Source organism: Methylobacterium sp. P3_A11 (assembly GCF_056403155.1).
Window position 1 is genome coordinate 1 of the sequence record NZ_JBFUGA010000232.1, and the last position, 1,700, is coordinate 1,700.

General features: G+C 68.1%; 1 protein-coding gene and 2 pseudogenes. All 3 read left to right on the forward strand.

From position 1 onward, the window contains the following. Window positions 1-858, forward strand: a pseudogene (locus tag AC1DXK_RS30935) (IS3 family transposase); the annotation flags it as partial. 143 nt (window positions 859-1,001) lie between these two features. Then, window positions 1,002-1,514 carry a hypothetical protein gene (locus tag AC1DXK_RS30940; RefSeq protein WP_457107648.1) on the forward strand — a complete coding sequence of 171 codons (513 nt, stop codon included), beginning with the start codon at window positions 1,002-1,004 and terminating at the stop codon, window positions 1,512-1,514. Beyond that, window positions 1,490-1,700, forward strand: a pseudogene (locus AC1DXK_RS30945) (DDE-type integrase/transposase/recombinase); the annotation flags it as partial. The gene AC1DXK_RS30940 and the pseudogene AC1DXK_RS30945, both read left to right, overlap by 25 nt.

The following is a 1,700-nucleotide window of genomic DNA, read 5'->3' on the forward strand; positions in this document are numbered from 1 at the left end:
GAGCGGGAGATGGATCACCCGCCGGCCGATCGGCAGGAGGACATGGCCGCCGAGCTCAAGCGCCTGCGGCGCGAGAACGAGGTGCTGCGTCAGGAACGGGAGATCCTGAAGCGGGCCACAGCTTTTTTCGCCAAGCAGGGAAGTCGATGAGGTTCCGCCTCATCGACGCGGCGAGGAAGGACTTCCCGGTCGCGCGCCTGTGCAAGGTCCTCGACGTCAGTCCGAGCGGCTATTTCGCCTGGAAGAACCGCCCGGCCTCGACGCGCCAGCGCGAGGMTCTCGTGCTGCTTGCCCACGTCCGCTCCGCCYTCACGCTCTCGCACGAGACGTATGGCAGCCCGCSCATGACMCACGAGCTGCGCGAGCAGGGYTKGGCGGCASGYCGGCGRCGCGTGGCCCRGCTGATGCGGGAGAACGGGCTCAAGGCCCGCCAGCCGCGCCGCTTCCGGCGCACCACGGACAGCGGCCCTGCCKTTCCAGTGGCGCCCAACCACCTCGACCAGGACTTCACGGCGGCGGGGCCGGATCGGAAGTGGGGCGCGGACATCTCCTACGTCTGGACGCGGGAGGGCTGGCTGTACCGGGCTGGCTGTACCKGGCGGTGGTCCTCGATCTGTACTCCCGACGGGTCGTGGGCTGGGCGGTGGGCGATCGCCTTCACAAGGAACTTGCACTGGCTGCGTTGCGACGTGCCCTTTGGTCTGGCGCACCGCGTTCCAGACGCGAGCCGAGGCCATCGCCGCGCTGGCCCGTTACATCGATGGCTTCTACAATCCCCGACGCCGTCACTCGGCACTCGGCTTCACAAGCCCCACCCAGTTCGAGAGGGGCATCGCCCACCAAACCGCTCTCCACTGAACTGAAGCAAGTCCAGCTCGCTGGTCAGCGCATTCCGGCGGCCAAGCTCGAGGCGGTGGTAAAGGAACGCCTGCGTGCGCTGCTCGTGGACGCGAACGCGTTACAAAATCTCGCGCGAGCGATCCGCTCCTGAGCAGCACGCGATGGTGGTAGCAGCCGCGCGGATGGCGGCGGAGTGGCCGAAGCTATCGCAGCTGCAGCAGCGTCAGCTCCTGCAGACCGTCCTTACCCGCATTGACGTGCACGCCGGGCGGATCGAGATCGCGATCAACGGCGCTGCCCTGCAGCAGCGGCTCGGCGTAAGCAAGCGGGAGGAGACAGAGGGCTCGACCGCAGCCGAGTTGCCGCTGCGGCTGCCGGTACCGGTGGGAATGAAGCGTGTCGGTATGAAGATGCGCGTGATGCTGCCGGGCGAGGCGGCGGGGCCTGATCCAGACGCGAGCCTGGGTCGGCTGCTCGGCCGGGCGCATCGCATCCGCCAGCGGCTGACGGGCGACACGCCGATGTTGATTGACGAGGTGGCGCGGGCCGAGGGTCTGACGCGCTCCTATACCACGCGACTGCTGCGGCTCAGCTACCTGGCGCCCGGCATTACGGCCCGATTGATCGCGGGCGATCACCCCCCCGAGGCGAAGGCAAGCTGTACCTTTGGGTAGCCATCGACAGGACGTCCAAATACGCCTTCGCCCAGCTGCACGAACGCGCTGATCGGCCCGTGGCCTGCGCCTTCCTGGAGGCACTCATCGAGGCCTGTCCTTACCGCCCGCATATCATCCTGACCGACAACGGCATCCAGTTCGCCGAGCTGCCCAAGAACCGCCGCGGCCCGACCGCCCTGTACC

What these genes read in the sequence shown, in the direction of transcription:
- AC1DXK_RS30940 (WP_457107648.1), top strand. Translation starts at nt 1,002, where the DNA reads ATGGTGGTAGCAGCCGCGCGGATGGCGGCGGAGTGGCCGAAGCTATCG.